Source organism: Synechococcus sp. UW106, assembly GCF_900474015.1.
GTDB lineage: Bacteria > Cyanobacteriota > Cyanobacteriia > PCC-6307 > Cyanobiaceae > Parasynechococcus.
In genome coordinates this window covers 172,965-197,375 of sequence record NZ_UCNV01000011.1, presented here as the reverse complement: position 1 = coordinate 197,375, position 24,411 = coordinate 172,965, and the positions used below count along the sequence as shown (strand labels likewise).

At 60.0% G+C, this 24,411-nt stretch carries 27 protein-coding genes; 8 read left to right on the top strand and 19 right to left on the bottom strand.

Annotated elements, in window-relative coordinates:
- Window positions 1-41 precede the first annotated feature (41 nt).
- From DXY30_RS12180 to DXY30_RS12150, 7 genes are all read right to left on the bottom strand, one after another.
- Window positions 42-293, bottom strand: a complete 252-nt coding sequence (locus tag DXY30_RS12180; RefSeq protein WP_115095164.1) for a carboxysome peptide B — start codon at window positions 291-293, stop codon at window positions 42-44.
- Window positions 293-607 (bottom strand): carboxysome peptide A, encoded by a 315-nt coding sequence (locus DXY30_RS12175; RefSeq protein WP_115095163.1) that lies wholly within the window; start codon window positions 605-607, stop codon window positions 293-295. The genes DXY30_RS12180 and DXY30_RS12175 overlap by 1 nt, the downstream gene beginning before the upstream one ends.
- A 2-nt stretch (window positions 608-609) precedes the next feature.
- Window positions 610-2,355, bottom strand: a complete 1,746-nt coding sequence (locus DXY30_RS12170) for a carboxysome shell carbonic anhydrase (RefSeq protein ID WP_115095162.1) — start codon at window positions 2,353-2,355, stop codon at window positions 610-612.
- A 7-nt stretch (window positions 2,356-2,362) separates the two neighbouring features.
- Window positions 2,363-4,732 carry a CsoS2 family carboxysome shell protein gene (locus DXY30_RS12165; protein WP_115095161.1) on the bottom strand — a complete coding sequence of 790 codons (2,370 nt, stop codon included), beginning with the start codon at window positions 4,730-4,732 and terminating at the stop codon, window positions 2,363-2,365.
- 101 nt (window positions 4,733-4,833) lie between these two features.
- Window positions 4,834-5,175, bottom strand: coding sequence for a ribulose bisphosphate carboxylase small subunit (locus DXY30_RS12160; RefSeq protein ID WP_115095160.1), 342 nt, complete (start codon window positions 5,173-5,175; stop codon window positions 4,834-4,836).
- 59 nt (window positions 5,176-5,234) lie between these two features.
- Window positions 5,235-6,650 carry a form I ribulose bisphosphate carboxylase large subunit gene (locus DXY30_RS12155; RefSeq protein WP_115023888.1) on the bottom strand — a complete coding sequence of 472 codons (1,416 nt, stop codon included), beginning with the start codon at window positions 6,648-6,650 and terminating at the stop codon, window positions 5,235-5,237.
- 71 nt (window positions 6,651-6,721) lie between these two features.
- Window positions 6,722-7,033, bottom strand: a complete 312-nt coding sequence (locus tag DXY30_RS12150) for a BMC domain-containing protein (protein WP_006169870.1) — start codon at window positions 7,031-7,033, stop codon at window positions 6,722-6,724.
- A 356-nt stretch (window positions 7,034-7,389) separates the two neighbouring features.
- On the opposite strand from DXY30_RS12150, the gene DXY30_RS12145 reads away from it, so the two are divergent.
- A complete protein-coding gene (locus tag DXY30_RS12145) occupies window positions 7,390-7,971 on the top strand; it encodes a non-canonical purine NTP pyrophosphatase (RefSeq protein WP_115095159.1) in 582 nt (193 codons plus the stop codon).
- 25 nt (window positions 7,972-7,996) lie between these two features.
- Here DXY30_RS12145 and DXY30_RS12140 read toward each other — a convergent pair whose 3' ends face one another.
- Window positions 7,997-8,782, bottom strand: a complete 786-nt coding sequence (locus tag DXY30_RS12140; RefSeq protein ID WP_115023891.1) for a BMC domain-containing protein — start codon at window positions 8,780-8,782, stop codon at window positions 7,997-7,999.
- Window positions 8,783-8,898: 116 nt separating this feature from the next.
- Here DXY30_RS12140 and DXY30_RS12135 point away from each other — a divergent pair, with 116 nt between their 5' ends.
- The 4 genes from DXY30_RS12135 to bchL all read left to right on the top strand — a co-directional run bounded on the left by DXY30_RS12135 (window position 8,899) and on the right by bchL (window position 13,284).
- Window positions 8,899-9,276 carry a hypothetical protein gene (locus DXY30_RS12135; RefSeq protein ID WP_115095158.1) on the top strand — a complete coding sequence of 126 codons (378 nt, stop codon included), beginning with the start codon at window positions 8,899-8,901 and terminating at the stop codon, window positions 9,274-9,276.
- A 110-nt stretch (window positions 9,277-9,386) separates the two neighbouring features.
- Complete coding sequence (locus DXY30_RS12130; protein ID WP_115095157.1) at window positions 9,387-10,664, top strand: ferredoxin:protochlorophyllide reductase (ATP-dependent) subunit N; 1,278 nt, start codon at window positions 9,387-9,389, stop codon at window positions 10,662-10,664.
- A 4-nt stretch (window positions 10,665-10,668) separates the two neighbouring features.
- Window positions 10,669-12,243, top strand: a complete 1,575-nt coding sequence (locus DXY30_RS12125) for a ferredoxin:protochlorophyllide reductase (ATP-dependent) subunit B (RefSeq protein ID WP_115095156.1) — start codon at window positions 10,669-10,671, stop codon at window positions 12,241-12,243.
- Between the two features lie 150 nt (window positions 12,244-12,393).
- Entirely contained in the window at window positions 12,394-13,284 is an 891-nt protein-coding gene (gene bchL, locus DXY30_RS12120; RefSeq protein WP_115095155.1) for a ferredoxin:protochlorophyllide reductase (ATP-dependent) iron-sulfur ATP-binding protein, read from the top strand.
- A 216-nt stretch (window positions 13,285-13,500) separates the two neighbouring features.
- On the opposite strand, the gene DXY30_RS12115 is transcribed toward bchL, so the two are convergent.
- From DXY30_RS12115 to psaM, 3 genes are all read right to left on the bottom strand, one after another.
- On the bottom strand, window positions 13,501-14,454 hold the full coding sequence (locus DXY30_RS12115; RefSeq protein ID WP_115095216.1) for a protochlorophyllide reductase: 954 nt from the start codon (window positions 14,452-14,454) through the stop codon (window positions 13,501-13,503).
- A gap of 69 nt (window positions 14,455-14,523) precedes the next feature.
- The gene (locus DXY30_RS12110) at window positions 14,524-14,826 is read right to left on the bottom strand and encodes a hypothetical protein (RefSeq protein WP_115024328.1); all 303 of its coding nucleotides are present in this window, start codon (window positions 14,824-14,826) and stop codon (window positions 14,524-14,526) included.
- A 140-nt stretch (window positions 14,827-14,966) separates the two neighbouring features.
- Window positions 14,967-15,071, bottom strand: coding sequence for a photosystem I reaction center subunit XII (psaM, locus tag DXY30_RS12105; RefSeq protein WP_170951253.1), 105 nt, complete (start codon window positions 15,069-15,071; stop codon window positions 14,967-14,969).
- 83 nt (window positions 15,072-15,154) lie between these two features.
- On the opposite strand from psaM, the gene DXY30_RS12100 reads away from it, so the two are divergent.
- The gene (locus DXY30_RS12100; RefSeq protein ID WP_115095154.1) at window positions 15,155-15,628 is read left to right on the top strand and encodes a CRR6 family NdhI maturation factor; all 474 of its coding nucleotides are present in this window, start codon (window positions 15,155-15,157) and stop codon (window positions 15,626-15,628) included.
- Window positions 15,629-15,640: 12 nt separating this feature from the next.
- Here DXY30_RS12100 and DXY30_RS12095 read toward each other — a convergent pair whose 3' ends face one another.
- Window positions 15,641-16,408, bottom strand: a complete 768-nt coding sequence (locus tag DXY30_RS12095) for a sulfite exporter TauE/SafE family protein (protein WP_115095153.1) — start codon at window positions 16,406-16,408, stop codon at window positions 15,641-15,643.
- Window positions 16,409-16,435: 27 nt separating this feature from the next.
- On the opposite strand from DXY30_RS12095, the gene DXY30_RS12090 reads away from it, so the two are divergent.
- Complete coding sequence (locus DXY30_RS12090) at window positions 16,436-17,152, top strand: lipoate--protein ligase family protein (RefSeq protein ID WP_115095215.1); 717 nt, start codon at window positions 16,436-16,438, stop codon at window positions 17,150-17,152.
- On the opposite strand, the gene DXY30_RS12085 is transcribed toward DXY30_RS12090, so the two are convergent.
- On the bottom strand, window positions 17,110-18,360 hold the full coding sequence (locus DXY30_RS12085) for a site-2 protease family protein (RefSeq protein ID WP_115095214.1): 1,251 nt from the start codon (window positions 18,358-18,360) through the stop codon (window positions 17,110-17,112). The two genes, DXY30_RS12090 and DXY30_RS12085, sit on opposite strands and share 43 nt — an antisense overlap.
- Before the next feature lie 62 nt (window positions 18,361-18,422).
- Here DXY30_RS12085 and DXY30_RS12080 point away from each other — a divergent pair, with 62 nt between their 5' ends.
- Window positions 18,423-19,094 carry a phosphoribosylanthranilate isomerase gene (locus tag DXY30_RS12080; RefSeq protein ID WP_115095152.1) on the top strand — a complete coding sequence of 224 codons (672 nt, stop codon included), beginning with the start codon at window positions 18,423-18,425 and terminating at the stop codon, window positions 19,092-19,094.
- 11 nt (window positions 19,095-19,105) lie between these two features.
- Here the strand turns inward: DXY30_RS12080 and folE are convergent, their stop codons facing one another.
- The 6 genes from folE to DXY30_RS12050 form a co-directional block, all read right to left on the bottom strand.
- Window positions 19,106-19,867, bottom strand: coding sequence for a GTP cyclohydrolase I (gene folE, locus DXY30_RS12075; protein ID WP_115095151.1), 762 nt, complete (start codon window positions 19,865-19,867; stop codon window positions 19,106-19,108).
- 9 nt (window positions 19,868-19,876) lie between these two features.
- Window positions 19,877-20,584, bottom strand: a complete 708-nt coding sequence (locus tag DXY30_RS12070) for an SDR family oxidoreductase (protein ID WP_115095150.1) — start codon at window positions 20,582-20,584, stop codon at window positions 19,877-19,879.
- A gap of 24 nt (window positions 20,585-20,608) precedes the next feature.
- Window positions 20,609-21,598, bottom strand: a complete 990-nt coding sequence (locus DXY30_RS12065) for an acetyl-CoA carboxylase carboxyltransferase subunit alpha (protein ID WP_115095149.1) — start codon at window positions 21,596-21,598, stop codon at window positions 20,609-20,611.
- Between the two features lie 13 nt (window positions 21,599-21,611).
- On the bottom strand, window positions 21,612-22,652 hold the full coding sequence (locus DXY30_RS12060; RefSeq protein ID WP_115095148.1) for a long-chain acyl-[acyl-carrier-protein] reductase: 1,041 nt from the start codon (window positions 22,650-22,652) through the stop codon (window positions 21,612-21,614).
- A gap of 113 nt (window positions 22,653-22,765) precedes the next feature.
- The gene (locus DXY30_RS12055) at window positions 22,766-23,485 is read right to left on the bottom strand and encodes an aldehyde oxygenase (deformylating) (RefSeq protein WP_115023913.1); all 720 of its coding nucleotides are present in this window, start codon (window positions 23,483-23,485) and stop codon (window positions 22,766-22,768) included.
- Window positions 23,486-23,560: 75 nt separating this feature from the next.
- Window positions 23,561-24,403: a creatininase family protein gene (locus tag DXY30_RS12050; RefSeq protein ID WP_115095147.1), complete on the bottom strand. Its 843-nt coding sequence runs from the start codon at window positions 24,401-24,403 to the stop codon at window positions 23,561-23,563.
- Window positions 24,404-24,411: the final 8 nt, after the last annotated feature.

The window sequence follows — 24,411 nt, the reverse complement described above, 5'->3', positions numbered from 1 at the left end:
GTGGAAACGGAACGGAAACGGCGGAGGTAGATGGGTGGTCCCTATCCGTCCGGATTCCAAAAATCGATAATTCCACCGATGGTCAGATCGGTGAGGACGGTGTTGTCAGGGCAGGCATGCCGTGCCGCCGAACCGCTGGCGGTGAACACCCAGTTGCCCTCACGGGCACCAACGGGATCGACGGCCACCAGCTTCTTGCCCTTGTTGTTGCGCAGAATGCGCAAATGCATGTGATCAAGCCCTGCAACCCTGTAGGAGCAGATCAACGTGCCCATCACCTGCATGATTTCCATCAGCTGGCTTTGCCTCCTGCAGGCTTGCTGCTAGGGCTGGGCGAAGGAGAGGGCGCCGAGGTCTTCGGCGGATCGGGTTCCCAGTGATCAATGATCCCCACAATCGTGAGGTCACTTGGGTACGACTTGCTTCCGGCAGCTTCGCGGGCAGCTGAGCTGCTGACGCAGATCACCCAGTCGCCAGGTTTCGCACCGACAGCATCGACGGCCACCTTCTTGGTGCTGCCATCGAGAACCACTTGGAGATGTTTGTGCTCGAAATCGGGGATCCGGTTGGTGGAGACGAGCGGCTTGATGACCTTGACGATGAGCATGATCAGTGAGCCTCCGGAAGTTGCGGGTCGAGGGTGGAACCGACGACCTCGGCCGGAGCCGTCTGGTTACGGTCGCGAATGGTGAGACAAGTGTGGAGCAAACCCTCGTTAACGAGAGCTGCATAGCGATCGGCGATGGCCTCATTCACCCGTTGGCAATCAGCGATGGCCCGTTCTCGGGCTCCCGGGACACGGCCTGAGTAGTCGAAACGCACCACGATCGGAATCGGAAGATCCCGCGCCACATTCAGGCCCTTGAAAATTTTGACCCCCACATCGAGATCAGGAGCTCCCTCCTCAACGGTGTCGAGGTGGGCGAAATAAGTGAGGTTGCGCAGATGCACCTCCTTGAAACCGATACCAACACCAATGAAACGCTCCGCGTGGCCAGCATCCGGATAGGGACCACCGTGCAGATCCTGCACGTAATCGATCTGGGAGATGTTGTTGGCGATCAATCGGGTCAGGAAGGCCACCATCCCCGCATCCATGGGGGCAGGTGCGGAGCTTTCGACGGCTTCAGCAATTTGAGCCATGGCCTGATCGGCAGTCATGGATGCCGTGGCTGCATGCAGTTCCCTGGCGCAAAGCCAATGGTCGAGGACCATTTCGCTGTCACGGCTCGGGGGATGAACACGGATCGCATCGGTGTCGGTGTCGAGGCCGATCAAGAGAAGATCAACGGAAGCACCACAGCAGAAGCTGTTTTCAACCGACTCACGGAAATCCAGCAGTCGCTGATGACCAGCCGAAGCCGCCAATTCATCGTTGCTCCCATGGGCAGCGCAGCCCTGGTGGGAGGGGTCGAGGGAACTGAAGTGGTAAGTCACCACCTTCAGATAGCGGGTTGGTTCGGTGGAGGGATTCGGAGCGCCTTCGCGATAGCGACGATGCTCTGTTTTGACCCAACGATTCACCGTGTTTTCCACGTCAAACATGGCGCCGGCATGGGAGCGTCGACGCACAGCGCTGAAGGGAATGCGCAGGGCGTAGGCCACGGTGTGCGCAAGGCGCCCGTCAGCACAGGGGGTCAGATCAAGAAGATGAATGCCGCAGTCGAGCAGGAACTGTTCAAACTCTCTGGAGGCATCACTGCCAGTGGCTCCACTCAGGGGGTCGTCCTGGAAAAAGCGGTCGCTGAACAAGCGATGGCTTTCAAAGACACACCATGCGAAAAGGGCGCGCATGTCGAGAGGACGCACCCAAGCCCTCTGAAGGATGTGATCCGGCAAGTCGAAACCGAGTTCTGACCTGCAAAGCCGTTGGGCCTGGGGGATGAAATCGGTTTCATGCTGCAACGCTGAAACCTGCTGAAGCAGGGGAACGATCCGATCGAAACGTCCCTTGATCTCCTGCTCGTAGGCCTGCAGAAGGCCATTGGCCGCTGCATCCGTGAGCGGATGACGCCGATGGGTGATCGGCAGTGAGCTACGACTCAGATTGAAAGGAACAGACCGGGTGGCTGCTTTCTCCCGCCGCACCCAACCGGGCTGGGACGGAGCAGGACGCTGAGCGTCGTTCCTGGAGCGAACCCGGCCTGCAGCGACCGAACCACGATCCAATTGCGCTGCTTTGCCAGAGGTTGTTAAGGCACGACGCCTTTGCAAAGCAGCCTGGCGGGTCGACGACTCCATATCCGGAGCCATCTCTGCGGGATCAGTGATGTTGGCCAGCTGCTGAAGCTGGAGACGGGTTGGAGCCGAGGGGGCCTGAGGTCGCCCGCCACGGAAAGGCTTGGAGCGAACCATCAATGAATCAGCCCCGTGCGCCGCCGGAGACGGTGATCAGGGACCCCTTCTCGGTGTTACCGCTGGAACCAGTGACCCGGCTAACAGGCCATTCGGTCTCTTCATTGCGCTTGCGCTCAAATGAGGACATGGCACTCATCGGACCAGGACGGCTGGGATTGCGACGGCGCGCAGATGCACCCTCTGTACCGGTCACATGCTCCCCACGATCCCAGTCATCGCCTGTGATCTTGGTAGAAGACCCTTCACCGGTGACCCGCGATGCGGGCTTGTCCGTGGGCTCACTGACTACAGCAACGGTGGGCTGGAACTGACGTTGTTGCTGGCGGTTTTGGAACTCGCGGTTATCGAAGCGAAACTGCTCGGTACCGGTCACCTTGCCGCCAGCCATGTCAAAAGGGCCGGTGATGCGATTCCCCTCCTCGTAAGACGTGCCGGTTACACCGGAGCGTGCATCACGCTGCTGCTGAGCAGCGCGGGCGGGAGAAACCACGCTGAAACGGGTCCAGGCAGCACCCTCAGGGGATTGACCGTGGGTGTCGGTGCCGGCAGGGGCATCAGCGCCACAGGCAGCGGCCAACTGATCAGCGCCGACATAAGGAGTGCCGGTAACCGCTTCACAAGCGCCGCGTTTATCCCCAGTCATGACACCGCCGACTCCGGGTTGAATCCCAGTCATCGCAGCGGAAGGGGTTCCGGGACGCACAGGGGTGCGCTCACGAATGGCTTGGACTGCGGGAGTGCCGCAGTTTTGGCCGGCCTGCTCGAGGCCTGCATAAGGAGTTCCCGTGACGGCCTGGCAGCTACCGGGCTCGTCACCTGTGACGTGCTCCGAACGGCCGGTGCGGGTTCCGCTCACCACCTGGTTGCGGTTGGTGACACTGAAACCAACTTTGGCAGCTTCAGGCTCAGGCTTGCCGCCACAAAAGGCATTGACCTGCTCAGCACTGATGTATTGATCACCTGTCACGCGGTGGCAGGAGCCGAATTCATTACCGGTGACCTGGGAGGAGCGACCCACCAAGGTTCCAGTAACTCCCGTACCCGAAAGGGTGCCGGACAAACCGACTTTGGCTGCCGGACGGCCTTCGGGGAGGGGATCAGAACCGAGGTACTGATCGCCCGTGAGGCTGCGGTTTGCACCGGCTTCGTCGCCGGTGACACTGGCGGAACGACCCACCATCACGCCACTGACGGGACGACCTTGTTCCGTGAGGCTGTGACCCACCTTGCGGGGGGAACTCACACCTCCACCGCAGTAGGCAGCAGACTGATTGGCTGAGATGTATTCGGTGCCGGTCACGCTCTTGCAGGTGCCAGGCTCATCACCGGTGACCTTCTCAGAGCGGCCCACTTCATTGCCGGTGACACGGTTGCCATGGCTGGTGGCCGTCACACGCACTTTGGCTGGAGTCGTGGCAGCCGGAGCGGTCTGACAGAAGGTCTGGAAGACTTCAGCCCCCAGATACTCCGTACCTGTGATCGATCGGCAGGTGCTGGCTTCGTTACCGGTGGTTTTGACCGAGCGGTTGGCCTGGGTGCCGGTCACTGTTTGACCAGCAGTGGTGGTGCTTTCACCAACCTTCCAATGGGCATCAGCGGCAGCAGCCTGCTTGGCGCCATGGCGGTTGGGACCGGTGGGGCGAGTAACACCGGCACTCTGCTTGTTGCGAGCACCGGCCTTGGTGCGCAACTCGCGCACCTGCTGCGCCAGCTCACGGCTGGTGAGATCAGGGTTGGCCTGACGGGCAACAGCAGCGGCACTGGTGGACTGCTTACCGGCGGTTTTGCCGTGCTTTGCCATGGCGTCGCGGCGGGCCAAAACGAGGGCACGACTGGGATTCTCGATCGCACGACGCTTGGGGGCCGATGCACGACGTTCCGAACGCACGGAAAGCTTGGGGGCTGATGCACTCAATGAGGTCAGTGCAGTCTTCTCGGCAGCGCGCTTGCCTCCACAGCCACAACTCTTGGTGGTTTCAGCGGGTGCAGGAGCTGGAGCAGCTTTGGTTTGACGGGCAACATCAGCGCGGTTGCGATCGCGGCTGGTGTCTGCGGTTTTGCCGCGACGGGACAGGGCCTCCCGGCGTGCAAGCACCAGATCACGACTGGCATCGCGATGGGTCTTGACCGGTGAACTGCGCTTGGAAGGAGCAGCGGTGAACGCAGTTGTTCGCTGCGGAGCTACAGCAGCGGGAACAACAGGTGCGGAAGCAGGCTCAGCAACTGCAGCCGCGTTCGTGCGGGTGGGACGGGCGTCATCAACGGTGCGAACACGGTTGGCGCCTGTACCAGCTGCAGCTGAGGACTTCTTACCGGAAGTGGTCAGCGCCTTACGGCGTTCTAATGCGAGTTCGCGACTGGAGAGTCTTGCCATGTCCGCCCGAGGGAGTCGTCGTGAGGTGGAAGGGCACTTGCCCCTCCGAAAAAAGCTGGAGCCCTGATCAGGTCAGGGCTCAGAACCATGGGTCCGAAGGATCAGCGTCCTTCGAAGACCACAAAGCAGGCACCCTGGCTCTGGGTGTAGGCGTCGTAACCGACGATGCGCACGTGGTGATCGGGGTATGCGCGGTGGCAAGCCTCGAGCTCACTGACGACAACGTTCAGATCCTTCTCACCGAAGAAGGGGAGCTTCCAATAAGACCAATAGATGGCCATGGAGTTGCTGGGATGGACGTGCTCGATGAGCGGGCTCCAACCCTGGGCAATGATGTACGCGATCTGGTCGTAGATCTCGTCCTGGGTCATCGGCGGGAGGAAGCCGAAGGTCTCCAGGGTGGCGACTGTTTGATAGTCACCCACGGTGCTCTGGAAAGGCATGGGGATCCTGGGTTTAAGAAAAAGGGGTGGCCGGTTGCATCAACCGGCCGAAGAAACGATCAGTTCTGAACGTCGAGCTTGTCGACGGTGTCGAACTCGAACTTGATCTCCTTCCAGGTCTCGAGAGCGATGGCCAGCTCAGGGCTGTGCTTACCGGCTTCCATGAGGATGTCCCGGCTTTCCTTCTCGATCTCGCGACCGGCGTTGCGTGCCTTGACGCAGGCCTCGAGGGCCACACGGTTGGCAGCAGCACCTGCAGCGGAGCCCCAGGGGTGACCGTGGGTACCACCACCGAACTGCAGCACGGAGTCGTCACCGAAAATGGCGACCAGTGCTGGCATGTGCCAGACGTGGATACCGCCGGAAGCAACGGCGAACACACCAGGCATGGAACCCCAGTCCTGATCGAAGAAGTTGCCGCGGCTGCGGTCTTCGGGCACGAAGGATTCGCGCAGCTGGTCGATGTAGCCGAGGGTGGTCTGACGATCACCTTCCAGCTTTCCGACCACGGTGCCGGTGTGGAGCTGGTCACCACCAGACAGACGCAGACACTTGGCGAGAACGCGGAAGTGAATGCCGTGCTTGGGATGACGGTCGATCACCGCGTGCATGGCGCGGTGGATGTGCAAGAGCATGCCGTTCTTGCGGCACCACTTCGACAGACCGGTGTTGGCTGTGAAGCCACCGGTGATGAAGTCGTGCATGACGATCGGCATTCCGAGTTCTTTGGCGAACTCAGCGCGCTCATACATCTCCTCGGGAGTGTTGGCAGTCACGTTGAGGTAGTGACCTTTGCGCTCACCGGTCTCCTGCTCGGACAGCTTGATGGCTTCCGCAACGAATTCGAAGCGGTTCTGCCAACGCTGGAAGGGCTGGGAGTTGATGTTCTCGTCGTCCTTGGTGAAGTCCAGACCGCCGCGCAGGCACTCATAGACAACGCGGCCGTAGTTCTTACCGCTCAGGCCGAGCTTCGGCTTGATGGTGCAACCCAGCAGGGGACGGCCGTACTTGTTCATCCGGTCGCGCTCGACCTGGATGCCGTTCGGCGGGCCGTAGCAGCTCTTGATGAACGCCATCGGGAAGCGGATATCTTCCAGACGGAGGTGGCGAAGAGCCTTGAAACCGAAGACGTTGCCGACCAGGGAGGTCAGAACGTTGGTGATGGAACCCTCTTCGAACAGGTCGAGGGGGTAAGCGATGAAGGCATAGAAAGACTCCTTGTCACCAGGGACGTCTTCGATGCGGTAGCAGCGGCCTTTGTAGAAGTCGAGATCGGTAAGGAGCTCGGACCACACAGTGGACCAGGTGCCGGTAGAGGATTCAGCAGCCACAGCAGCGGCAACTTCTTCCTTGGGCACACCTTCTTGGCCGGTGCACTTGAAGCAGGCCAGCAGGTCGGTGTCGAGGGGGACGTAATCAGGAGTCCAGTAGGTATCCCTGTACTCCTTGACCCCAGCGTCGTACTTCTTGCTCATGGGAAAACTCCGTTAGGTCGGTGAAGAGGGTGAGACGTTCGCGTGCCTCGTCAGAGGCTCAGCGGAAGATCTCAGTCCTTCTGACCAAGGAAGTTGCCGTTGCCCAGTGCAGGCTCCACTTCGCGGTGGGGGCGGGCAATGATGTGTGCAGCAACCAGGCCGTCACCGACGCGCTCGCAAGCATCAGCGCCAGCACGCACTGCAGCGTTCACAGCACCGGTTTCGCCGCGCACCAGAACGGTGACGTAACCGCCACCGACGAACTCGCGACCAATCAGGCGCACTTCGGCAGCCTTGGTCATGGCATCAGCTGCCTCGATGGCGGGGACCAGACCGCGGGTCTCGATCATGCCGAGGGCGATGCCCATGGTTTCGTTAGCCATTGCCTACCGGGAAAAGAGGTGGAATGTTCGCTGGGGACATTGCTCCGCCAGAACCCTTCCCGTCAAGCGATTTGGAAGACTTTCTTGATCACTGTCCATAGTGAACTAAATAAGCTGGGCTTATCACGCAGTGCCTCACTGTTCCGGTCTGCTGTGGTGGTTCCTGTGATCACATCCGCACAAGTCGTTGTCGAGCGTGGTGAAACTCCATAGCTTCACGCTGCAACACGCTCCCAAAGCCTTGCTGAGGGGTGGAATGTTCAACCCAAATGCGTGTTGCTGGGTCGAATCCAGAGATTTTTAAGTCCTACCCCCCAATCAGCCCGCACAATGGAGGCCCTCACTTATCGGCCCCCTTGTCGCTTCAGCTCACCATTGCCACGGGTAACCCCACCAAGGTTGCTGAAATTGAGGCCATGCTGGGTCCGCTTCCCATCCACGTTCAGCGTCAACCCGAAGACCTGGACGTTGAGGAAACAGGAAGCACCTACCGGGAAAACGCCGAGCTGAAGGCCACTGCAGCAGCACTGCGAACTCAAGGTTGGGCGCTTGCAGACGATTCCGGGCTTGAAGTGGATGCACTCCAGTGCGCGCCTGGACTGTTCTCCGCCCGATATGCCGAAGGCAACGACGCCAAAGTCCAGAGAATCCTTGCGGAGCTAGGCCCGTCCCTTTATCGCAGCGCCTGCTTCCGCAGCACGATGGTGCTGAGCGACCCCACAGGGACGTGCCGAGCGGCGGCAGAGGGGATTTGCTGGGGTGAGCTCCTCAGCGCACCGGCCTACCCAGGTGGCGGCTTTGAATCCTTGCTCTGGGTGCGTGAAGCCCGTTGCACCTATGGCGAACTGAACCCGGCACAACTCAGCCGACTGGGCAGTCGTGGCAAAGCAGCACGAGCTCTTGCACCTCAATTACGCCAACTTCTTGGCCTGAACTGAGCTCAACGATCAGCGAGCAGAGCGGTCAGCGCAATCTTGCGTTTCGGTTGACATGGTCGATGGCGCGCATCGCAGCTGCCGCCGCTTCCTCAACATCACCTTCACGCCCCGCCAGGGTGAGGCGTCCAAAGGCACCCACCGCTTTCACATCCACCAAAGTGATATTCGAGGATTTTTCAGCCTCGTTGGCAGCAATCAGCACATACCCCGCCGGCTCAGTCTCCAGGATGAACATGCTCATCCCGGCCTCAATCATGGAACCGCGTCGGTTGAGGCGGTTGATCAACACGGCGTGGTCCGGCGTTATCGCTCGAATGACTTCGGTCCAGCTCACCTCTGCTGGAGAACGCTGCTCAATGGTGCTGCCAATCGCTTCCAGCACCACATCTCCCGAATGGAGAACAGTGCTCTGGTCGCGGTGATAGAGGGCCATCGAACCGAAAGCCCGCTCCACCACCATCTGGCCGAGGCGAACATTGCTGGCTTTCAGAGCAATGTCGGTGACGCGGTGAACCGCCATGCCCGGAGAAACCTCCATCCAGAGGCAGGCGTCTCCAGGAATGGGGAGGAATCCTTGACTCACCGACCCCATGTAGGCCGCAAGTTGGGGTTGCAGCGAGTCGATGAAGACGTGGGTGCGCAGTTCGATCGACTGCACTTGGCTGTTTTGGCGAAGCAGCCGGGGAGACTCAGAATCCGTCGTGACAACACAACTTGCCCCTCCCTGCTGGGAGGTCACCTCAGTCCCGGTGACGAGAGCACTACCGCCGCGTCGCCGCTCCCGAGCATCGAAGCTGGCAAAACGGGTCATGGCGGGGAGTGTACCGGACGAATCCAGGGCAAACGGGCCATCAAAGAGTTAGAGCCAGCGGTCTTGCACCTTGAAAGACAGCCGATACCGTCCAGAAAACCTCTCGAGATCCTGCAATGACTGAGCAGTCTTCTTTAAAACCAGTTGATCTCAACGCTGATCAAGCCCTTGGGATGGTGAGCTTCGGCCTGATGCAACGCCTCGCCCAGGATGGGCAGGTGGATCTGCCCTGGCTGGAGGCATCAGGCAATGAAGACAGAAATCGTCTGCGTCAGCTGCGTCAACGCCTTGAGCTGACTGCATTGGCCATCGAAACAGGTGCCCCCCTTACCACGGCGGAAGTGAGCATGCTTCTTGGAGCCCGACCGGGAACGGAACGGGCGGAACGCGGCGGCCTCGTTGCCCGTCGTGTCAGCCGCAACGTTTGGCGTTTGAGCAAAACAGAGGAGAGCGAACGTTCAGAGCGTTACGACGGATTCCGCCGCCGCCTTTGATCGGCAAGCAAGCTCTTAGGCCAGGCCTGATCCCGAAGAGTTTGCGCTGGGTTTGGCATCCAAGCCCCAATCTTTTGCAGCTTGAGAGGTGAACGTCGCATGGAGCGGCCATGGCCGGGCCCACCCTGTTAAAGGAATCAGGACCACGGGAGGTGTTCTGTGGTCTCACCTCGATCGTATGGCTACATCGGCGCATGCCCGATGCCTTCTTTCTGGTGGTGGGATCCCGCACCTGCGCCCATCTGATCCAGAGCGCCGCTGGGGTGATGATTTTTGCCGAACCCCGTTTCGGCACCGCGATTCTCAACGAACGGGACCTGGCCGGCCTCGCCGATGCCCACGACGAACTTGATCGCGTCTGCAAGGAACTGCTGCAACGCCGTCCCGAGATCCGCACGCTGTTTCTGGTCGGTTCTTGCCCCAGCGAAGTGATCAAGCTGGATCTAGCCCGCGCCGCCGAACGGCTGAACGACGAGCTCTCCGGCCGAGTGAGGGTGGTGAACTACTCCGGGAGCGGCATTGAAACCACCTTTACCCAAGGAGAAGACGGGGCGCTGGCGGCGCTGATTCCGCTGCTCCCCGCTAGCGACGAGCGGCAGTTGCTACTGGTGGGCACCCTCGCCGATGCCGTGGAAGACAGGCTGATTCACCTGTTCCAGCGGATGGGCATCGAGACAATTCACAGCCTGCCTCCGCGGCAATCGACTGACCTGCCTGGGGTGGGAGCGGGAACCACGGTGCTACTCACCCAACCCTTTCTCACCGAAACCGCCCGCTTGCTGAGCGATCGCGGCGCCACGGTGCTCACGGCCCCATTTCCCCTGGGAGCCGAAGGCAGTCGGCGTTGGATGGAGGCTGCTGCCAATGCCTTCCATCTCCCGGAGGAGCGGATCGCCGCAGTGCTCGATCCGTTGATGGAACGGGCCCAAAGCGCCCTGGCTCGCCACCGCGCCGTGCTGGAGGGCAAGCGGATCTTTCTTCTCCCCGAATCCCAACTCGAACTGCCCCTGGCCCGATTCCTGCAACGCGAATGCGGCATGGAGTTGGTGGAGGTGGGAACGCCTTATCTGAACCGTGAACAGATGGCCGCTGAGCTGGCCTTGCTCCCCGACGACACACCAGTGATGGAGGGGCAGCACGTGGAGCAACAGCTGGACCGGGTGCGCGCCAGCCAACCGGATCTTGTTGTCTGTGGCATGGGCCTCGCCAATCCGCTGGAGGCCGAAGGCATCGCCACCAAATGGTCGATCGAATTGGTGTTCAGCCCGATTCACGGCATCGACCAAGCCGGAGACCTGGCGGAACTGTTTTCCAGACCGTTGCGTCGCCGGCAAATGATTCGACCCGGTCTACATCCGAGCAACCCCGACCAAACCGTGCACGCCTGATCCCATGCAACTAACGCTCTGGACCTATGAAGGGCCACCCCATGTGGGGGCCATGCGCATCGCCGCCTCGATGCAAGGCGTGCACTACGTGCTCCATGCCCCCCAGGGGGACACCTACGCCGACCTGCTGTTCACGATGATTGAGCGGCGCGGGCAACGTCCGCCGGTCACCTACACCACCTTTCAGGCCCGAGATCTCGGGGGTGACACAGCAGAACTGGTGAAAAGGCATGTACGCGAAGCCGTGGACCGCTTCCAACCCGATGCCCTGCTGGTGGGTGAGAGTTGCACAGCGGAGTTGATTCAGGATCAACCGGGCGCCCTGGCCCAGGGCATGGATCTGACCATGCCGGTCGTGAATCTTGAGCTGCCGGCCTACAGCAAGAAGGAGAACTGGGGAGCTGCGGAGACCTTCTATCAATTAATCCGCAACCTGCTCAAGGCGCAGGCCCCCACAGACATGATCCATGACTCCCAGGCATGGAAACAGGAGGGCCGTCGACCCCGGGTGAACCTGCTGGGGCCGTCTCTGCTCGGTTTCCGCTGCCGCGACGACGTACTGGAGGTACAGAAGCTGCTCACCTTGCACGGCATCGATGTGGGCGTTGTGGCACCGCTCGGTGCGGGGGTGGACGATCTGAAGCGCATCCCCGATGCCGATCTGAACGTTTGCCTCTATCCGGAGGTGGCCGAATCCACCTGCAGCTGGCTGGAGCGCAACTTCGGCATGCCCTTCAGTCGAACGGTACCGATCGGTGTCGGCGCCACCCACGATTTCCTCGTCGAAGTGCACAACCTGCTGGGGCTCGAGGCACCCGCTGCTGACGAGGGCTACAAACGCTCACGCTTGCCTTGGTATTCGGAGTCTGTGGACTCCACTTACCTCACCGGCAAGCGGGTGTTCATTTTCGGCGACGGCAGCCATGCCATTGCAGCAGCACGGATCTGCAGCCAAGAACTGGGCTTCAGCGTCGTGGGGCTGGGAACCTATAGCCGGGAGATGGCCAGGCCCGTCCGGGCGGCCGCCAAGGCCCTGGGTCTGGAGGCCTTGATCTGTGACGACTACCTAGAAGTGGAAGCCGCCATGGCCGAGGCAGCGCCAGAACTGGTGCTCGGAACACAAATGGAACGACACAGCGCCAAGCGGCTAGGGATTCCCTGCTCCGTGATCAGCACGCCGATGCATGTTCAAGACGTGCCGGCCCGGATGAGCCCCCAAATGGGCTGGGAAGGGGCAAACGTGATCTTCGACGACTGGGTGCATCCGCTGATGATGGGACTAGAGGAACACCTGATCGGAATGTTCCGCCACGACTTCGAATTCGTGGATGGCCACCAGAGCCATTTAGGCCATGCCGGTGGTGCCGGAGCAGCCGACATCTCCGCATTGAGCGACGTCCCGGAGGTCGGCCAAGATTGTCTGCAATGGACAGCCGATGGGGAAGCCGAACTGAAGAAGATCCCCTTCTTCGTACGGGGCAAGGTGCGTCGCAACACCGAGGCTTACGCCCGCGATGTGGGCTGCCGGGAGATCAGCAGCGAAACGCTCTATGACGCCAAAGCCCACTTCAAGGCATGAGCAATTGCACTCATTTCTTTTTATTTAATTGAAAGAAATTCTGCTCTTGCCACCTAGCCAAGGGCCAGATCTTTCATTTCTTAGTGAAAACCAACCACTGCACATCTGCTGCTGTTGAATGAAAATGACTTCTCTTGCACAGGTCGCTGAATGACCACGACTCTGACGCGACCGGCGGACGGCGAAGGCAGTGTTCAGGTCCACCAGGACCCGGAAATGAACATCCAGGAGGAGACCCTGGTGATTGCCGTCTACGGCAAAGGTGGAATCGGCAAATCCACCACCTCATCGAACCTGTCAGCCGCCTTCTCAAAACTGGGCAAGCGCGTACTTCAGATCGGCTGCGACCCGAAGCACGACAGCACCTTCACCCTCACCCACAAGATGGTGCCGACGGTGATCGACATCCTCGAGGAGGTGGACTTCCACAGCGAAGAGCTGCGACCGGAGGATTTCGTCTTCACTGGCTTCAATGGTGTGCAGTGCGTTGAGAGTGGTGGCCCGCCAGCAGGAACTGGCTGCGGCGGTTACGTGACCGGACAGACCGTGAAGCTGCTCAAGGAGCATCACCTTCTGGAAGACACCGATGTGGTGATCTTCGATGTACTCGGCGATGTGGTGTGTGGTGGCTTTGCCGCCCCGCTGCAACACGCCAACTACTGCCTGATTGTGACGGCCAACGATTTCGATTCGATCTTCGCGATGAATCGCATCGTTCAGGCGATTCAGGCCAAAGCCAAGAACTACAAGGTGAGGCTGGGCGGCGTCGTTGCGAACCGCTCTGCTGACACTGATCAGATCGACAAGTTCAACGAACGCACCGGTCTGCGCACCATGGCCCATTTCAGGGATGTGGATGCAATTCGACGGTCGAGGCTGAAGAAATGCACCATCTTTGAAATGGATGATGACGATGAGGCAGTGGAAGCTGTACGCAATGAATACCTGCGGTTAGCCCAGAACATGCTCGACAAGGTGGAGCCCCTGGAGGCCGTATCCCTCAAAGACCGCGAAATCTTTGACCTGCTGGGCTTCGACTGAAGAAATTATTTCTGCGTACCGGAGCAATAAAACCAGCCCAACTTGGCCATATAACTTCAGCCTTCCTGGAGTGTGATCCTGAATGTGATTGCACTCCAGAGAAATAAATCGAATTTCTAGGCAACGACCACCTCAATCAAACCACCTCTCCAAGGCTCATCGCCTGGAGAGAGAGCTGATACGAGCAAGCAAGTTTTTTCCCCCTGCTGATCAGGCTCAGGCCAAACCCACCAAGGCCATGGACAACTCCCACACCCGCCGAGCCGTCTCCGGATCCGTGGCCTTATCGGATAGTTCCTGGCTGAACTGCTGACCATCCTTCTTCTGGCGGTTGCCCCAGCTCCAGTGCACACCGGATTCAGCAAAGTCGGGATTCGCCACCACATCTGCCACCCGTTCTCCGGCTAAAGCCTGGGAGACGTACCCGCCGGTGATGTTCTTTTGGAACCAAGGGAAGATCGTCTGAAAGGCCTTGGGCGTATTGCGGAACAACGGGGTATCCGCCACGCAGCCGGGGTAGAGCGAGGTGAAGGTGATTCCCGTATCTCCGTGCAGGCGGCGGTGCAGCTCCTGGGTGGTGATCATGTTGCAGAGCTTGCTGTCTTTGTAAGCCTTGCCGGGCTTGAACGGCTTGCCACTGGCCATGGCGATGGGGTCTTTGAAACCGCCCTCAAACCCGGAGAGATCCCCCAGATCCGCCGGTGCAGGGATGGGAATCTTGCCCCCCAGTTCCTTGGAGTTGGCGGTCACGGTGCCCAGGATCACCACCCGCTTGGAGGGGTGGGTGGACGTCTTGAGCCGACCCAACAGAAGCTGCACCAGCAGGAAATGACCAAAGTGGTTGGTGGCCATCGAGATCTCATACCCCTGGGGAGAGCGCTCCGGCTGCTTCAGTTTTGGTTTGTAGACCGCCGCATTGCAGACCAAGGCATCCAACCGCTCGGGCAAGGCATCAACCGCTCGGCGCACACTGTCGAGATCACCCAGATCCATCAACACGTGCTGAAGCCGCTCCTTGGGGAGGTCCAGCTCATCAGCGGCAGCCGCTGCTCGCTGCGGGCTGCGATTGGCAGTGATCACCGTCCAGCCCCGCTTCACCAGAGCGCGCGTGGCATTCAGGCCGACACCTGAAGTGGTGCCGGTGATCAGAACGGTGCCGGGCGTGGACATCAAGACAGGGCCAGGAAGATTCTCAGTCTGCCGGTCAGCACTCAATCCCAACGCCGCTGGTCACGAATCTCAGCGCCAGATCACACGTAAGCGATTGGGACCGATCCACTGATCCTGCTCGCTGATCAGGCGCTTCTCGCCTCCAATACTGAACAGACGATCGAACCGCTGCTGCAGCGTGTCCAATTTGGCCGTCTCGATGGACACCACCGCCGAAATTTCACTGTGACGGTCCATCCGTTCCTGATAGGCCACGGACAAGCGGATCAAGCTCACACAGCCCAACAAAACGAGCCCTGCCTTGGCGGCCAGGGCGAGAAGGCTGCACTGCAGTTCTTGTTGGTCGGTCTGTCGCTGAATTGCTGCAGCCATGGTGGCTGCATCCGTGCGGGGAGCTGAACTTTGAGCCTGACTGGCGGTCACCGCATCAGCACGAACATCCGCTTTTAACGCAATCCGTTAACGGTGCCAAGACCAGCTCCACGCCCGTTGATATCACGAGCCGATTGAAATCAGGCTTCGTAGAGGCTGATGGAGAGACGCAGGGCCAGAACAGCGGCATGGGCAGCCACCACGAGGGCAATGAACACCTCAGGTGCAGAGAGAAGGGTTTCCATGGGAACCATGCATCAAACGCTCCCATTCTTCTCCGAGGGAGGGGCTGCAGGCCATCATTCGCAAAGGCCTGTCACACCAGCCCATGGATTCGGTTCTGATCGATGCCCCTGCAATCCGGTCGTTGGATCTGCGGCCGCTGGAGATTTGGAGCGATCAGCCGCTGAACACACTGCTCAGCCAAGGGCCAGTGCTCGAGCTCCGTTTCGACTGGCCCCGTGCCCAGGATGACCCGCGCGAACTACCGGAATGTCCGGAACCTCGCCTCTGGGCCCTGCGGGCGGATGCACGGTTCCCTTGGCTGCCACTGTTGCTTGAACGCGACCAGGGCAGCCTGATCCGCCATGTCGCCCTGGTGGTGCCCCACAGTTTCAGCCGCAGCGAAGGCCTGCGTTTTGATCCTGAGGCCTTGGAGCTCTGGGTGACGCATCGCTTGATGCTGCTGGACGACCTCTGCCAACAGCAGCTGGGACGGCCGATGCGAGGCAACCTCTCCCAGATGGCCGCAGCCCTGGGTTATGAGCTCGATACAGGGTTCTGGTCATTACTGAACTGTTGAACAGATGGCCATTCAGCTCAGCAAGAGCTGAATGGCCCGCCTTGAGCTGTCGATCGCCAGGATGATGGCGAGACCCTTAAGGCAGCGCACCAGAAGAGCTGCGTCAAATTGATCGAGACGGCTGGCTGCCCACTGGGCGGCAATGGCCGCCACCCCACCCAGCAGCAACCCCATGAGAGGAACACCGCGGCCCTCATGCAGGAACTGCAGAGACGCTGCGCTGGCTGAACAGAGCACCGCTACCGTGCTGAGCCGCACGGCCTGATGAATCGGCACGGATAACGGACCGCTCATCAGCGGCACCATCACCAGCCCCCCGCCTAGGCCCAACATCCCGGCGGTCCAGCCGGCGATGCAACCCACACCAGCCAACTGCGGTGCGCTGCTGTCATCGACGTCCTCGCTTGCGTCTTCCTCGGCCCGTTCCCGAACGCAGAACGCCAGCACGATGTACATCAATGTCTGCATCGCCAAGAGCATCCATCCCGCCGCAAAGCCAGCCAGGCCACCGAACAACAGGGCCGAGCCAAAAGCCGCCAAGCCGATGGCGAGCCCGGGCCGTGTCGGTACCCGCCCTTGGCGCAGGTGAGTGATGGTGCCCGCCAACGCCGTGGGAACAATGGCGAAACTGCTCGTGGCCAGGGCCTGATGGGGCGGGAGATCGAGCCAGAGCAGGAGCGGCGCAAAGATCAACCCGCCGCCAATGCCCAGCAGGCCGGCCAGCCCCCCCGCCAGCAGACCGAGGGCAATCAAGATCGGCACATCCCACCAGGGCACCATGGCGTGCGATCGATGCTTCCTTCCAGCATGCCCGCAACCGGGCGTCTGCTTCCCACCCAGCAAGCAGATGGACACACCCAGATGGCCTTGGATGCCTGGCTTCTGAAGCGGAGCAATGGTCCGGCGCTGCGTTTGTACCGCTGGGATGGGCCCTGGCTCTCACTTGGACGCCATCAACGCCAATGGCCTGACCACTGGAATGATTTGGCCCGTCGCGGCCGCCTCAGCCTGGTGCGACGACCCAGCGGCGGTCGGGCAGTGCTCCATGCCGGCGGTCTCACCTACGCCTTGATCTGGCCTGATGCACCACGACGTCGCCAGGAGGCCTACCGCCAGGCCTGTCAGTGGTTGGTCGATGGCTTCAAAGGACTCGGTCTACCGCTGCACTTCGGATCCGACCCGGCTGGAGCCGAAGCCAGCAACTGTTTCGCCAGTGCAACGGTGGCCGACCTGGTGGATGGATCCGGAGTCAAACGGGTTGGCAGCGCCCAGCGCTGGCAGAACGGTCGCTTGCTTCAGCACGGAGAAATCTTGCTGGATCCGCCCGCCGACCTTTGGTACGAGGTGTTTGGGGAATCGGCACCGGCAGCAGCCCCGACGCAGATCAGCCGACTGGATCTGGATCAGCAGCTGCGCCAGAGCCTGATTCAGTCGTGGCCTGACTTCTGTTGGCAAATGCAGCCCCTGAACACCAAAGAAGTTCAGGAGTTGGACGACGAACTGGCGTCCTGGTCGGAGCTCTGAGCCTGCATCGTCTGGACCATTTGAGGGAGCATCGCCAGCCCCAGGGGATAGCCATTGCGCTTGCGAGCCTCCTCAAGGATCGCGGAGGGGAGGCTCACCCCCAGACGCTTCAGCACTGCATCCCCCACATCCATACGATCGAGAGTGCCGGAGGGAAGCCCAGCAGCACTCATCACCAGAAGGCGTCCCTGGGATGCCGTCTCAACGGCCGGCACCGCTTCCACCAGAGAGGCGGAACACACGATTGAGGGCAGTTCAGAGAGGGGGCGCAGATGATCCTCGAGTCGCTGCTGGTCCCATTGCTGCACCGGCAAGAGCTTCAATGGCTGATCGTCAATCCAGCCCACCCAACGACCGCTCTTGCAGACGAGCACCCAATCGGCGGGTCCCTCCCCCTCGCTGGCGGTTAGCCGCAGCTGGCTGAGGCGCCGCAACGTCTGATCCGCCTCCAGCACGCGAAAGCGTCGGCCCGCCGCGGCCTCCACCTTCAACTCCCGCAGCACGTTCTGCAACTGCAGCATCTGGGTCTGACTGCGATTGGCACTCAGCCCGAACCAGCCGATCAACATCAGCAGGATCCCGTTCGCCAATACACCTCTCAACATGAAAAAGAGGCCGGCAAAGATCAGAAGCGTTGATAAAGCTCGTCCGGACGCCGACGCCACCTGAACACCCTTCTTCTGACTGCCACTGATCTGCCAGACCAAGGCCTTCAGGATCAGCCCGCCATCGAGAGGAAGACCTGGCAGGAGATTGAACAGACCCAGCATCAAGTTGAGCAACCCCACCTGGCTCAACAGCTGCGTCGCCAAGGGCTGGGTGTCGGAGAGAGCTGCAGCACCCACCAGCATCCCGAAGGCCAGCAAAAGGCTGACAATCGGACCAGCAGCAGCAATGCGCAGATTGCCCATCGCTGTGGGGCATTCCTTCTCAACCCGGGCAATACCGCCCAGATGAAACAGGGTGATGCTCAAGACCTTCACCCCTTCCCGCAGGGCCATCAGGGCATGACCCAGCTCATGCAGCAGCACGGAGCTAAACAGCAGCAAGGTTGTTAGAAAACCCAGACCCCAGCTGGCTGTTTCAGAGGTCGTGGCGGCATATCGAGATTGGAACAACGTGGTGAAAATCGCCACAGCGAACAACCAGCTGGGCTGGAGCCGCAGTGGAATTCCGCCGATCTTGAGCACCTGCCAGCCCTCTCCCACCGCCAATTCCGTCGTGTGCCGCTGTCGCGGGCTGTCATCCACGATCCTAGGGAGAGCAATCGATGCAGCCCTTGCGTGATCCCCGCCCCACTCCAGACCTCAAGATCTGTGGGATTACCGACCTTGAGCAAGCACTCGCCATTGCGCGCATGGGCGTACAGGCGATTGGCGTGATCGGCGTTGAAGACACCCCGCGCTACGTCGAACCATCCCAACGCAGGGCCTTGTTCAGTGTGCTTGAGGAGCAGCATCCGCCACTGCATCGGGTTTGGGTTGTCGCAGATCCCGACGATGCCGCTCTTGAGGAAGCGCTGAGCGGTGCAGGACAGCCCTCCGTGGTGCAGCTCCACGGCAGCGAATCAAGCGATCGCTGCCGGATCTTGAAACAGCGCTATCCCCAGCAGCAGTGGTGGAAAGCGTTGCGGGTGCGCGAGCCCGACGATCTCAAGCAGCTCAAGCACTACGACACCCATGTGGACGCCCTGCTCCTCGATGCCTGGAGCTCCGATCAACTGGGCGGCACCGGCCACCGGTTGCCCCTCGATTGGCTCAGTGAGACCGAGCTATTAGTGCCGTGGTGGCTAGCGGGGGGCGTGAGTGCTGAGTGGGTTCCAGAATTGCTCAGCAGAGTGAACCCTCAAGGCCTGGATGCCTCGAGCCGACTCGAAGAACGACCTGGATGGAAAAACCTCGGCAAGGTTCAGGCCCTTGTCGAGGCAGTACATCAGGGTTGATTCAGACCTGATCAGGTGCTGAGCAGCGCTTCTTGCTGACGCACTAGCTCGAAGAACTCCTGCTTGAGGCTTGGATCGTGGCGGAAATCACCGCGCACCACCGAGTTCACCATGCTGGTTTGGGGCTCCTTCACACCACGCCATTTCATGCAGTAGTGCTGAGCCTTGATGATGATGCCAAGTCCCTGAGGCTCGCAGAGCTTCTCAATTTCATCGGCAAGGATCATCACCGCTTCCTCCTGGATGTGCGGGCGAGAAAACACCCAGTCGGCGACACGCGTGAACTTGGAAAGACCGATCACCCGAGCTCCAGGCTTGATCCCGATCCAGCAGTTGCCCATGATCGGCACAAGATGATGGGAACAGGCGGAGCGCACCGTGATCGGTCCAACTGTGTAGATCTCATCCAGCTGCTTCACATTGGGGAAGCTGGCCACTTTGGGTTGCTGGTGGTAGCGCCCTTTGAACACTTCCTGCAGGTACATCTTGGCGACCCGCTCGGCCGTCTCATGGGTGTTGTGATCGTTATCGATATCGATCACGAGGCTGCGCAGCAGGTCGCGAACCTTGTCTGCAACTTCAACCTGCAACTGATCCAGCTCTCCGGGATGGAGGTGATCAGCAATGTTGTCGTTGGCCAGGAAGGAAACGCCAGATTCGACCAACCGTTCACGAATACGGGCTGAGACCTGGGGCTTTAAGAGCTTGTTGCCGTTGCCGTTGGAAACGCCGTTGGAAACGCCGTTGGAAACGAAAGGGACTGTAGTGGTCATGGTGTTCGTTTAAAAGGCGCCGGCGGCCGGCATAAGGGTGAGGTCTTCGATCAACTGGTTGCTGGGTTGCATCGCCAGATTCGCCAGTGTCTCTGCTGCCTGATCGACAGAGAGCATGGCACGACGATCGAAATCGCTTTGTACGGTTTCCGCGTCCCAAAGCGGTGTGTTGACGGCTCCGAGGGTGAGGGTGCAGGCACGAATGCCATGGCCTCGCTCCTCTTCTGCCAGACAGCGGGTGAAGCTGGCCAAAGCAGCCTTGGTCACGCAATACGCTCCCCATTGGGGGAAGGCATTGCGGGCCGCATGGCTGCTGATGTTGATCACCAGTCCGCCGTTCTCACGCATGGAGGGAACGACAGCAGAACAAACCTGCATCACGCTGGTGACATTCAGCTGTAGCAGCCATTGCCAACGATCCAGCGGCATGGACAGAAGTTCACCGGTGTAAGCAGCACCGGCGTTGTTGATCAACACGGAAGGGGTCGCCCCCCGCTGCAATAGATCAGCCATCGCCAAAGCGATCGCATCGGGCTGGGTCAGATCAATGGCTGCAGACGCCACAGAGACGCCCTGCTCACTGAGCTGTGCAGCGAGCTGATCAAGTTGATCAGCACTACGGGCCGTCAGCAGAAGGTCCCAACCCTGTTGAGCCAGAAGTTCGGCTGTGCGGCGACCAATGCCTCGGCTCGCACCCGTAATTAGAGCCGTTGGCAAAAACCGTTAGCAAACCGCGATACTTTAAGCCGCTTTCTCGACATCCTGTGACGTTTTTTCGAGAAAGCGCCCCATCGCCCTGAATTTGGAGTAGCGGGCATCGCGGAGCTCCTGTTCCGACAGGCTCAACAATTCATCGAGATGCCGGTCAATCGCCGCCCGCAGAGTTTCGCCGGCGTCCAACGGTGCCCAGTTGTTGCCACCGGATGGCTCCTCGAGCACCTCATCCACCACCCCCAGCTCCAATAAATCGCGGCCGGTGATTCGCAAAGCCGCCGCGGCATCAGGCGCCTTCGCTGCATCACGCCAGAGAATGGAGGCGCAGGCTTCAGGGCTGGCAACGGTGTAAACGCTGTGCTCGAACATCAGCAATCGGTCCGCAACCCCGATCCCCAACGCACCCCCGGAACCGCCTTCGCCGATCACAGTGGCGATCACCGGAACGCGTAAGCGGAACATTTCACGCAGGTTGACTGCGATTGCTTCACCCTGGCCCTGCTCCTCCGCTTCGAGTCCGGCATAGGCGCCAGGGGTATCGATAAAAGTGAGGATCGGCAAGCGAAAGCGATCGGCGTGGTCCATCAACCGCATTGCTTTGCGGTAGCCACCCGGAGCGGCCATCCCGAAATTGCGTGCGACGTTTTCCTTGGTGTCGCGTCCTTTCTGATGGCCGATCAACATGATCGGTCGATCACCCACCCTTCCGACGCCGCCAATCAACGCCTGATCGTCATTGCCACGACGGTCTCCATGCAGTTCGACCCAGTCGTCACAGAACATCTGAATGAAATCCAGCGTGCTCGGACGATGCGGGTGGCGTGCGACCTGAATCTTCTGGGCGGGAGTCAGACCCTGAAAGATCTCCTGACGCCGACGGGCTGCGAGGGTCTCCAGCTGCTGCAGCTGCTGCGACACGTCAACTTCCGAATCCCTGGCCAACTGGCGGATTTGCTCAATCTGCTGCTCCAGCTCGACAAGCGGTTTTTCGAACTCAAGCAGGGGGCGACGGGGCATGGCTCTCCGGGGGTCAGGCGGCAGTGGCCTGCAGGTTGGGATGGAGGTTCAGAGTGCTGAACCCATGGCGGACCGATGCCGCACCGATGAAATCCATCTTCTCGAGGGTGATGTTGTTGCGCCCCCAGCTGAAGTTGGTGTGACAGCGCTCGAACTCGAGCAGCATGGCCTCTGCGAAACAAGCAAACATCTGGCGCTGAGGTTTCTCCATCTCGGCGATGGCCATCATCGACCAACCAATGTCGCGGCAGAACTCAACGATTCCACCCTTCAGGACGTGAATGCCGCCACCAGCGACCTTGGTATTCAGATTCTTGGGGTAGCCCCCGTCAATCATCAAACAAGGCTTCTTCAAACTGTTGTGATCGATCTCAAGGGTCCGGGGCATGCTCGCCACCCAGACGACCACATCAGCTTCCGGCAGAGCCTCATCGAGCGTCAAGATCCTTCCACTGCCGAGTTCCTGTTGCAGGTCCAACAACGGTTTCTGCTGACGCGCCACTAATAACAGTTCTTCGACACCGGTACGCGCCTGCAGCCAACGGCAGACGGCGGAGCCAATGTCACCGGTCGCTCCAACAACGGCGACCTTGGCCTTACTTAGGTCGATACCGAGAGTTGGCGCGTTGTTCTCCACCTGGCGGCAGATCACCCAGGCCGTATGTGTGTTCCCTGTGGTGAAACGCTGCCAATCCAGGGTGGTACTGCGCACCGTCTGGTGCTGAAGCAGATTGAAATTCTCGAAAATGATCGAGGTGAAACCGCCCAGGGCGGTGATGTTGATGCCCTTCTTCTGGGCAAGTTCCATCGCGTTGAGCACCTTGCGCCGAGCCGTCTTAAAACGGCTCAGCATCTCGGGCACGAAGCAAGAGTCGATGTAGGCACCCTCAATGGTCGTGCCCGTTGGACTCGTGACTTCGACGTGCTCAACAAGCTGCGGAGGTGCGCTGCACCACACATCGAGATCTCCGTCCGAAATGTGATCGAAACCGAGTTCCATTGCCTTGCGGCGAGCGGCCTCAAAACTCGTTGAATGTCCGATCAGACCAAACATGTACTACCGCTGACGTCTCAAAGAACACCTCGAGGAACCATGCTCCCACGCCAACCGGTATCGACGGCAACGTGCCTGTCGAAAAACCGGCGTTAATTGGGTCCTCAACTGGCCTAAACGGCCAGAGCTGCCGCCGCCATCCGGGCGATGTCACGGGACGTGAAGCCGATTTCACCCAAAGCTTCCTGGTAGGCGATCAGGAAATCTTCGATCAGATCTTCTTTTTCCATATGGAGGACGGCAGCGTCAGCAGCCACGTCTTCCAGCATCGAGCGGATTAGGGGAAGGTTGGCCTTGTTTGCTTCGAAGAGCTCATCCTTGCTGGTTTCGAAGTTGGCCTTCAGCCATTCCTGGCCATAGTTCAGATGGGTGTACTCATCTTTGACAACACCTTCAGTGATCTTGCGAGCGAAGGGATCAGCAACGGGGATATAGATGTGATAAGCCGAAATGGCGAACGCTTCGATCAACAGAGCCTGGATCAACAGGCAAGTAACCACCTTGCCTTCCTTGAGCGCAGCTTGGAAGTTGCCGTGAAGCGGTTCGAAGAACTTCTTGGCAAAAGGAAGGTCAGCTTCAACGCCCAGGTTCCGGCCGCAGGAGGTGAAGCCCTTCATGTGCTTCATTTCCATCCGTGCCAGGCGCTTGAGCTCCTCAGCCTGGTCGGGGATCAGCGTCCCAAGAGAGATGTAGTTGTCGTGGGCTTCCTGCTCGCCCTCGATAACAATGGCGTTGATCCGGCTGTAGGCGTCCTTATAGGCAGCGGTTGTGAAATCGGGCAGTGCGTCTTGGCCCTCCAGCACAGGTGCTTCAGGTGCGTTGAGGGTCGTCATAGGACGCTTGCTACCGCTTCAGTGGGACCGACAATAACCAGTGCCCCAAGAGTTGGGGACACATGCGTCCAAAGTTCAGGACTTGAGCGCGCCGTTGGACGGGTTGGTGAGCAGGCTTTGGGAGGGGGGCCAGTCACTCGCCATAAGGGTCTGAAAACGCGCCTGCCAATGGCGGATAAGACGTTCCTCCAATCTGCGGCCCAGGTCTGTCGATGCCGGACGCGCATCCCCGATCACTCCCGACACGCTGAGATCGTCGGTGAGCCAAGCGCAGGGTGCCGCTCCTTCGAGGCTCCACCCCTCCGGCGGTTCCTGAGAGGAGCCAGACGATACAAGTCCATCCACAGGGCGGGCTGAACCGACCAGGTCTGGCTCGAGCTGCAACATCAAGCTGGTTTCGGCTTGGCCGGCATGCAAACCATGGAGCAACTCCTCTTCTGGCAGCAGATCAGCCAACCCTTCCACACCACTCCAAAGAAAACAGGGAAGAACAGCCAGCGATGGGCTGCGAGCCCGCAGCTGGCGGGCCGCAACCTGCAACAAACCGATTTGGCCGCCGTGAGCATTGAACAGAACGAGGCGTTGCATCCCCATCGCCGCCAATTGCATGCCCACCTGGTCGACCAATTCCAGAATGAGAGGAGCCGAAAGGCTGAGAGTGCCAGAGAAATTCTTGTGCTCGGGCGAAAAGCCAAGGGCCTGACAAGGCATCCGCCAAAGCGGCAGAGCTGGATCAAGCCCGAGCAGAACCGAATCAAGGATGCTTTCAGCGAATACTGCATCCGTCGACAACGGCAGATGAGGTCCGTGTTGCTCACAGGCTCCGAATGGCCAGATCACCGTGGCACCAGGCCGGGTGGCAGCATTTCTGGCCTCGGGCCATGTCAGCTGATCAAATCGCTTTCGGAGCTGGTCCATGGAGTTAC